Annotated in this window: 7 protein-coding genes; 2 read left to right on the top strand and 5 right to left on the bottom strand. The window is 47.0% G+C overall.

Translation table 11 applies throughout. The annotated features are described in order from the left end of the window. On the top strand, positions 1 to 2,426 hold a 2,426-nt coding region (locus JW881_08700; protein MBN1697577.1), incomplete at its 5' end, for a hypothetical protein. A 40-nt stretch (positions 2,427 to 2,466) separates the two neighbouring features. On the opposite strand, the gene ilvE is transcribed toward JW881_08700, so the two are convergent. Further along, positions 2,467 to 3,564 (bottom strand): branched-chain-amino-acid transaminase, encoded by a 1,098-nt coding sequence (ilvE, locus tag JW881_08695; protein MBN1697576.1) that lies wholly within the window; start codon positions 3,562 to 3,564, stop codon positions 2,467 to 2,469. A gap of 391 nt (positions 3,565 to 3,955) precedes the next feature. On the opposite strand from ilvE, the gene JW881_08690 reads away from it, so the two are divergent. Further along, positions 3,956 to 5,260 carry a 1-acyl-sn-glycerol-3-phosphate acyltransferase gene (locus JW881_08690; GenBank protein MBN1697575.1) on the top strand — a complete coding sequence of 435 codons (1,305 nt, stop codon included), beginning with the start codon at positions 3,956 to 3,958 and terminating at the stop codon, positions 5,258 to 5,260. A 30-nt stretch (positions 5,261 to 5,290) separates the two neighbouring features. Here JW881_08690 and JW881_08685 read toward each other — a convergent pair whose 3' ends face one another. From JW881_08685 to JW881_08670, 4 genes are all read right to left on the bottom strand, one after another. Further along, complete coding sequence (locus JW881_08685; GenBank protein ID MBN1697574.1) at positions 5,291 to 6,442, bottom strand: DUF362 domain-containing protein; 1,152 nt, start codon at positions 6,440 to 6,442, stop codon at positions 5,291 to 5,293. Positions 6,443 to 6,453: 11 nt separating this feature from the next. Further along, positions 6,454 to 6,804 (bottom strand): PilZ domain-containing protein, encoded by a 351-nt coding sequence (locus JW881_08680; GenBank protein ID MBN1697573.1) that lies wholly within the window; start codon positions 6,802 to 6,804, stop codon positions 6,454 to 6,456. Between the two features lie 209 nt (positions 6,805 to 7,013). Next, complete coding sequence (locus tag JW881_08675) at positions 7,014 to 7,850, bottom strand: hypothetical protein (protein ID MBN1697572.1); 837 nt, start codon at positions 7,848 to 7,850, stop codon at positions 7,014 to 7,016. Continuing rightward, positions 7,847 to 9,703: a BatD family protein gene (locus tag JW881_08670; protein ID MBN1697571.1), complete on the bottom strand. Its 1,857-nt coding sequence runs from the start codon at positions 9,701 to 9,703 to the stop codon at positions 7,847 to 7,849. The genes JW881_08675 and JW881_08670 overlap by 4 nt, the downstream gene beginning before the upstream one ends. Between the last annotated feature and the right edge of the window lie 4 nt (positions 9,704 to 9,707).

Here is a 9,707-nt window from a genome sequence, read left to right as displayed (position 1 = left end):
TCTCCGATGAAGACCTCTCCGACTTCGGCATCCCCGCCGATTTCAGTGTCGAAGAAGGGCCTTCCGATGAACTCGAAGATTCGGCAATCCCTTCCGGTGTGACCGAAGAAATGCCCGAAGAAATCGAAGGATTGGGAGAATTACCAATCCCCGAAGATTTTACCCGGGAAGAGGAGGAACCTGAAAGCGAAATCTCCGATGCGGTTCCGCCGTCGGATACACTGGAAGAATCCGCATCTCCCGGGGGCGATGCGGATTCCGGGATTGAAGCTTTTGAAGTCGGTGATGAAGAAGAGTTTTTTATCGATGAGTTCAGTTTACCGGAAATGGACGAAGAGTTTGAGGCGAAACGAAATGAAGAATCGGTACTTGAAGAAGGTATTGACGAGGAAAAGTCGGGACCGCCGCTAAAGGATATTGATCGGGAAATTTTAATAACGGATACCGAGTTCAAATCGATTCAAAAGACACTCGAAACACTACCTATCAACTTGAAGATCCGCGTTGAGGAATTGATTGCGCAAGCGGCGGCAGAAAGCCAAAAGCTAAAAGATCTGGTCGATTTGTTGGTGAAAGAGGCTTCTGCGCCGGATATTGCCGCTCTGGTAACCGAGATAACCGGCAAGAAAATAATCCTCCCAAAACGTTTCGAGAAAAAAACCGGTGACGTATTCGAGGAAGAGCGAAAATCTTTCGGTTATGTTCTCAGGGAAAATATTCTGCCGATGCTGAGTGTCATCATTCCTTCTCTCATCGTGCTCTTCTTTGTCGGTATCGGAATATACAATCTATATGTATGGTTTGACGTACAGAATATGTATAAGCAGGGCATTCGATATATCGAGGAAGACAACTATTCATTGGGGAATGAAACGTTCGATCGCGCATATACCAGGTGGCCTGACGAAAGCTGGTATATAAAATACGCTGATACGTTCGTAAAAAGAAACCAGTATCATTATGCACAGGAAAAATATGAAGACCTCCTCGACATCTATTGGGACGGAAATAACATCGCAGGTATGGGCAACCGTGATAATAACGGCATTATTGCGTACGCTGACTTTGAAACCAATATTCGCGGAAATTACAGGAAGGCCTCAGTCCTGCTTCAATATCTCATTTTTCACGAACCATATCACAAAAAAGGACTTCTCGCAGCAGGAGACAATTTTCTCGAATGGGCGCAGGAAGATGAAAGATATTACGAAGAGGCAAGCAATGCCTATGCCGTCTATCAGAGTAAATATAGTGACGATGCAATAAAATTCCGGTACCTCAGGTATTTTATTCTGAAAGATGATATTGACCGCGTCATGGAATTAAAAAATTATTTTCAGGCAGATAAAAACGCCGATATAAATGCCGAGATATATGCCCAGCTTGGCGGATATTTGATTGACAAAAATGAATATACCGATGTCAGGGACATGCTCGATCGCGCACGAAAAGCCGATTCATCCGTCCCTGAAATTCACTACCACCTTGCCAGATATTTCAAAATAATGAATGAACCCGGTGAGGAAAAAAAGGCCCTTATCGAGGCAAAATCCCTCTTTATGAAAGTACCCCCGCTTTCATTCACTGAAAAAAGATTAAGAAGATATATCGACACCTATAACAGACTCGGAGAGCGGTATACCGAAGAAGGGAGAACAGGACTGGCCGAAATCGAATTTGATGACGCGATTTCCATTATCGAGGACAAGCAATCGAGGAATATTTTAGGAAAATACCCCGATTGCGGTCTTGTTTATTATAACCGCGGTTCTCTCTATTACGATGCGAAACTGTTTGATGCCGCTCTTGCGTACTTCGGGAAAGCTCAAGAAAATCTATATTCCAATCCGTCGATGAACTATAAAACAGGGTATGTGTATTACAGAAACGAGGACTACCTCAATGCCCTCATTGAATTCTATAAGGCCGAAAGGGGCTTGCGGAATAATATCAATGTGATATTTGCGGTAGGAAACGCTCTCTATTTCAGAGGCGATTATTTCGCCGCACAGGGATATTATCAACATCTGCTCGATATTCTCCAAAAAAAGATGGATAAAATCGAAATATTGCGACCGCTGGAAGAGCCCGAACATAGATCCCTTGTCAATTTCATTATGAGAACCTACAATAATCTTGGTGTTACACTTTTAAAACTGTCCGATGTTTCAAAAAATGAAAGAAAAGAATCCGAAGGACTTGTCTACCTCACCAAATCTTCGGAGCATTACGATATCCTTGACAGACTTATTGAAAACCCCCAAACGATGGAGCGGGATAAGGTGACGAAAAGCCTACCATACCTCAATCAACGGCATGTTCTCTATCCGCAGACCGGCTATGAGCTTCTCATCTATAACGACATCCCTCTCGATACCGAAACACCGGATATCGATAATCTCTTTTCAACAAAAATCGAATATTGACGATTTTGAAACCGCTTTGTTCCTTTTGAGTGATCCCGGTCTATAGTGCCGCTTCCATCATCCAACCGTATCTATCTTCGAGTTTGCCGTACTGTATCCCTTTGAGTGTCTTGAGAAAATAGCGGGTTCTTTCACCAATTTTTCCGTCCCCGAACACTTTGGTCTTTCCGTTATGTGTCATGGATTCTATATAGCAGACACCACTTGCGGTTCCGGTAACAAATGTTTCCGTGACTTCCGTCATGACCTCTTCGATCGAAATTTTTCTCTCTTCTGTTTCAAGGCCATTATCCTTTGCAATCTGCAATATCGATTTTCTTGTAATACCCGGAAGCACCGTATCCCCGAGCTCGGGTGTGACCAGCGTATCATTCTTTATCAGGAAAAAAATGTTACATGAAGAACCTTCCTCTATATATTGACGATTGGCGGCATCCAGAAAAACCGCCTCCATATATCCTTCCGACATCGCCCTTTTTTTTGCAAGTGTCGAAGTGACATAATTCGCATTGCATTTAATCCAGCCTGTTCCTTTGGGATATGCCCGTACCATCTCAGTTGTTTTCGCTTTCGAGTTTCCCGGCATAAAATATGCTCCAACGGCGGTTGTCACCATGACGACCCACGGGGCGTGACTCAGATTGAGTCCGATACCCGGTTCGGAATACGAAAACGGCCGTATATACATCGAGTGGCCAAGCACAAAATCATCCTTTTCCCACTCCTTGTCGTATATCGGAGTAAATCCAAGCGCCTGATTCTTTGCCACGATCCGTTTGACTGCGTTGATAAACGATTCGACGGGAAATACCGGCATCATCAAACCCTCCATTGACTGTGCCATTCGTTTTGCATTTTCGTCGGGCCGGAAGAGTCTGAGACCGCCGTCTTTTTGAGGGAACGCCTTCAGTCCTTCAAAACAGCCGAATCCATACTGTGTCGTGTAATTGACAAGCGGCAGCTCCGGGAAGGAATTGCGTTTTTCCAATAATTCTGCTTTTTTCTCATCCGTCATCCTGTTTTCATCTTCACGCCCAAGATGGGGTTTCTCGATGTATTGTTCGTCCCATTTCCCATCTTCACGGTACTTCGCAATATAAACGACAGGATTGATTTCCAGCGTAAAACCCTTTGCCATTTTATTTACCCTCACAAGAAAATATGAAAGATTTTACACACAATATAAAAGATAAGTCAAGTGCCTGGCAATAAAATGCCAGAAAGCCTCAAATCTTCAAAAGAATAACTTGCAGGCGGTTCTCTTTTTGAGATCGGATGCACTATCAGTTTTTCAAAACGGCAATCGATTTCTGCAACCGGGATTTATATGAGCACTCGAAACATACATCCCCGGCCGGAAAGTGCTTCGCCCTTTTTGTTCAAAGGGTTTCCGGTTCATATGCGTATGTTATTGACTATCATCGGAATCACGATACTTTTTTAGCAAAAAAGATAGAATAATATTTCGATTCATTGTATGGTTCTCATACTGAGAAATAACAGCACCAATGTTTGCTTAAGGAGAATAGATGAAAGAGCTTGAAAAAACAGAGGATTATTTTCCGTATATCGGACATGAAATAGATCAGAATTTTATACCAACGACAAAGCCGTATATCTATCTTACCGGCACCATTTTCGAGGAGGAGCACATCTCGAGGGTATCCGAGGACATCCTCAAGCTCAATGGGGAAGGGGTCGATTCCCTCTACTCCGAACTCGTTATGAAAGGAATCGCCCCTCACATTAAGCTTGCGCAGACGAATGACGCAGTTGAATTGATTGTTCCGCGGCACAGAAGCCTCTTCGATTATGCGATACAGCAACCGATGCATAACAAATTGATTAATCCGAATGTCATGTTTCTGGCCGGCAACAACCTTTTCATATCGGGCTTCGGTGATTTTATAAGAAAATACGGCGCGGTCATGTTTCTCCGGGAAGACGCGGTGATTAAAAAAAAGGGGTATTCGAAGGTCTTTCTCACGAAAAAACGATATATCAATGAAGTATTTCCCGCTTATATGAAACAGGAAATGTTCAACGGTAGCGACGGCAATTCAATTAAAAAAGACATGATCATTTACGCTGAACAGGAAAAAAACCCGGCAACACGCACCCGAAGCGGAGGAAGAACGAAAACGGGAAAATTACGGAATATCAGCTATATTTTTTTCGACAAACTCAAAGCGCTCACGAAAATATCATCCACCAAACTCTATGTAACACCTGTCAATATCTCGTATTCAAAAGTGCCGGATGCTCCCTACATAGTCCATCCGGCAAAAAACGGAAAGATACAAAAAGTGATCCGGTATATCCGGGAACAGCATTTCACCTATTTCAATTATCCGCGATTCAGCCATACTCATCACGATGCGAAACTCGATATCGTGGTTCACTACGGGAAACCGGAAATACTCAATCAGGACAGTTTCTCATCCATGAGGGATCTGCTTCGATACGCTAAGCAATTGAAAGAGAAAATAGGTCTGCTGGAGTCCATTTTCCCCCTCACCCTTCTTTACCGGGCCATGGACGAAGACGACGAACTCTCACTGGCTGAATGTGAAAAGCGCATGCAAATCCTTTACGACCGTTATACATCGATCAGCGTGGACGTTGAAAAAGTCTCCCAACGGCAGGGGGAGATGATGAGTGTGGAAGAAATTATTGAAAAAAGTATGCGGGGAATCAACATTAATCCGCCTTTTCATATTCCCGGTGTAAAGGGAAACAGATTTCTCACCTGCCGGACGGGCAGAATCCATTCCCATGACATGAATCTTCAAACCTGGTACGGGAATACGATACGCCATCTCGACCCGCAATAAACGCATTACCTGAAAAGGTACCGTCCTCGTTCATAATCTCAGAAGTGCCCATAAAAACCGGACGAGCCGGTTCATCGGTTTGGCCCTGAATGTAATCGCCTTTTCCGGGCACCGGGAAAAGCAATAATAACAGAATAGACATTTTTCATAATCGACATGATAGGTTGAATGACCGGCATTTGAAATTGCACCTGCCGGACAAAACGAAACACATTCCCTGCAATCGGTACAACGGGATTTTATAATTCGAGGAAAGACATAGGTATGCTTGATAAAAAAGCCCTCTTTTTGTTTTTCTCTTTCAAGAGGACCCCGCCTGAGGCGTTTGAAAGGAACTGACGGGGGTTTTCCGATCACCTTGATCGTGTCGAAATTCTCGATCATCCCCATCTCTTTCGCCTTCACCAGAATCCCGATTTCTTCCGGACGGTAGCCGATTATTCCGGATGCGACAACATCGAGTGCGGCCGGATTCGGGGAAGCCAGAAGAACTCCGATCGGAGTGGGCCGCCCGATCGCGGACGGACCGCCGTCGAGTCCGACAACCGCATCCATAACATGCAGCGCCGGTTTGATGATTTTATGAAGGACGATAAAAAGTTCGCACAATCCCAAATCATATCCCGCGAACTTGTGCAGCCGCTGTTTGTAGCCCCCCGGAAGGCAGCCGAAAATATTCTTGACGGCTCCGGAAAAACGCAATGCCCCGCCGTGTGTCTTCAGCTTGCAGGCATTGATGACCATTTCCGCCTCCAACACCCGCCGGGGAATATATAGTTCCGTGAAAGCAAGATTGTTCGCGATTCCCTTGATCGATATCTTTTTCAAGGGCTCCTCATCAAAAGGAACAAGCTCGGCCCCATACCGCTCGGCAACACTACGGATGTGTGAGGTGAGAAATCCTTTTCGAGTCAGTTTTTTCTGGAAAAAACCGATCGATTCTCCTATCTGTATGGTACAGCCGTTATCGGCGCACATCCGGCACAGGGCGTCGATAATCGTATAATGAGTGACGGTATGCTGCCCGGGTCTGTTCTGGGCCATTATATTGGGTTTGATGAGAACCGTGCTGTGATTTGGAATCCTGATATCGAGAGCATCAAGGGCCTTTTGTATTGCCGGCCCAATGACAAGCGGATCATAACGTCCGGCATCGACGACTGACACGGGAGGTGGTTTCATTTCATCCGCCCTCATCCCTCGAACACACTTCCGATTTTATATTCATCGATCTGTTCAAGCAGTTCCTTTTTTATATCGACAAACTGGAGGCCGTTATCGTAGAGATTGTGTGACCCCGAAAAATAATGACGGTTGTAGACGACCTTTGCCTTCACTTCGACTATAAAATTTCCGGATTCCGGCAGCGTAAACCGAAGGAGATAGAGTTCGCCGTGACCCAACGGCGCATCTTCCGTTGTTATGCAAATGCCCCCACTGCTGATATTTTTCGTCTTTCCGCGCGAACGTTCTTTCGACTGCATTTTATGCTGTTCGACATCGGTGACCAACAGATACCTGTCGAATTTTCTTTTTTCATTCATCTCCTCCCCCTTGAGTGTTTGCGGGATTCATAACAACAGTCCTCCCCCGGGAAGATGACCCTCTCCGGGAATCGTTTGCTTCTGTCAATCGAAAACATCCCTTCCCCTGAATAAACTATAGTAAAAATTTTTTCATTTGAAAAGATAAAAATGTATGGCAGCCTGATATTTTCACCGGCGGCTTTTCGAGATAAAACCGCCAAAGCCGTTCAGTCGGGAAATGCGAGGCCCGCGTCTTCCGCCGGAATCCAGCAGGTTCTTCCGTCATCGAGTTCGATATTGTACCACCCGCGACGCTCTTCGATGAGATTGAACTCGGTCCCGGCGTGAAGGGGTTCCTGAAAGCCCGGTTCATACGCCTCGCTGTCCCCTTTTCGCGCCGTCACCTGCTGTGAGAGGACGACCCCGGGTTTGTTATTCGAAGCGGCGGTCATGTCGATCACCAGGGAGCCTAAAAACAGGACGGCGATAACGGCGGCGGAAATGATGCCCCACTTGACAAACGGATGTTTGAAGAAAAATAGCAGGCCGGCCAATATCCAGATCGTGACAAAACAGACAAGGAAAACGGTAAACCGCGCGCCCGGAGAAAAATCATAATGCCAGAAAAAAACGGTTCTGAATATCACGGTTTGCTGTTTTTCCGGGATCTTATCGATACGTTTTGACCGTGCGTAGGCGAGATTCCGGGCAAGATTCGGATCCTGCGGGATAAACCTGGCTGCCCGCACATATGCCAGAATCGCCCTCCCGATATCTCCGGACCGGAAATAGGCGTTTCCGATATTGTAATAAAGCTTTCCATTCCGTATTCCGCCTTCTTCGACAATCCGCTCATAGTGAAGGGCCGCCTTGATAAACAGTTCTTTCGACTGCCAGGGTGATTTCGATGAAAATTCGATCGCCTGGCGAAAAAGCTCGTTTCCTTCCTTAAAAAGGGATTCGATCTGTTCTTCTCCGAGTGTAGCTGCTGTAACGTGAAAGAGAGAGCAGATGAAAAGGGCGGCGATCGTAGAGACGGCTTTCATTATTCCGGACAGTCTCATGCGTAACTCCTTTCGATTTCCTCCGCACTCGCTTCAGTCTGGTCGGCAAGCTGTTTGATATCTTCGGGGAGGAAAGCGCCGCCGGCATAATGACTCGCTTCACACGCATCGAACACCTTTTTCAGGGTTTCCATTGCCTTTCCGGATACCCCGTGCCGCAGAAGCGGTTCGACGATATCGTTATAGGTAAGTGAGGCGGCTTTGTGACCCGTCTTTGCCGCAAGGTAAGCCTTCAGGCACTCCATGATTTTTTCTGCAAACGAAGCATCCGGCGTCCCGGCGGCGCGAACCCCTTCCACCGCCTTTTTAAGCGATATCAGGGTGTTTTTCACCATCAACGTCTGTCTGTCGCCGAGAAGGACCGGCCGTATTCTGAAGATAAAAAGAAGGACGAGATAAGCGGCAAAGGGGAGTACCATAACGAGGAAGATGAAAGGATTGCCGATAAAGGCGATCAGGTTGGCCATTGATGTTCCGAGAACATCATCACCCTCGTAGTTATGGGCGATCCCCTCTTCCCACACCTCCAGAATCCGCTGGAGTTCGAGGGGGTCCCTCCCCTCCAAATCGAGCACCGTGAGTTCATTCGCGGCCGGACGGACTGAAATTGGAATCGGTTTTGTCGTCATATAATCATACTTTCCCGATTTCGGATTGAAAAATGGAATCGAGATTTCGGGAATCGCGGTTATATGTTCGTGTTTTGCCCTGAATGTCTGGGTAAACACCTTTCCGCCGTCCCTTATTTCACCGGGAGACATGTCCTCCGGAATCTTGAAATCTCCCGCCAGTTCCGGAATCTCGTGAAGCGGCGGAAGATCGGCTTCTTCGAGATACCCGTCCCCTTTCAGGGTAAGCGCGACGGTAATTGGATCGCCCACGCGGACGTCGGTGGGGGCGGCACGGGCCGACAGTGAGTAGGTGCCGACAAGACCGGAGAAATAAAGCGGTTTGGTCGCTTCCGGCAATGGAAGCAGCGAAAGTGTTGCCGTGTTCGACGGTATGGAAAAACGCCTGAAAAGGGGCTGTTCCCTCGTCCCCCAGAAGTCCCTTACCCGTCTGTATTCATATACCCCGTTAAAAGTGACGCTTGCCTGCGGCACCGTCACCCTGCCCGGAAGCCTGGGGATAAGTATTTTTTTAAACGTGATCGTATTGTATTTTCTTCCGTCGAGCGATCCGTTCTCGGAATATTCGGTAACGACCTGTTCGCTACCGACCCGAAGCTGTAAATATTCCTTTCCCGGTTCCCTCTTTATCTCCGGGGTGACGACCCTGAAGTGATTGTCCTCGAACAGCGGCACATTGAAAGACGGATCCTGAACATTCTTCGCGAAATACCATACTGCCGTGACCGTGATGCTGTCACCGATATAACAGCTCGTCTTCGAAAACCGGAGACGAAACTTGTAATCCGCGACTTCTTCCGGCTTCGACACCCGTATTACGATCGGCGAGGTCGCGAGGTTCTTTCCCTCGGCCCTTACCATCACCGACGGGATCGTGAGTGTGCCCGTCTGCCGCGGGGTCAGCCGGTACTGAAAAATATACGCCTTGCTTTCGTTGACCGTTTTTTCACCATTGATGATGATGGTAAACGAATTCGACTGGTCGGCGCCCCCCAGATATGAGACATCGAATCCCGAAATACCCGAAAGCTGCGGCTGCTCCGGGGAATTACTCCCTTTGACCGAAATCTGGTAGATGAAATCCTCACCCAGGAATACATCGCTTTTCTCGACGGAAGCGACCGCTGCGAGATCATCCGCGGCCGCCGCTGCCGGCGTCATCAGAAAAATCAAAAGCACGCTTATGATGAATACGTTCAATGGTACATTCGTCCCGTTCTTCATATCA

It is taken from the genome of Spirochaetales bacterium (genome assembly GCA_016930085.1).
Taxonomy (GTDB): Bacteria; Spirochaetota; Spirochaetia; order SZUA-6; family JAFGRV01; genus JAFGHO01.
The sequence above is the reverse complement of the archived record's forward strand: the minus strand, read 5'-3'. Positions and strand labels throughout refer to the sequence as shown.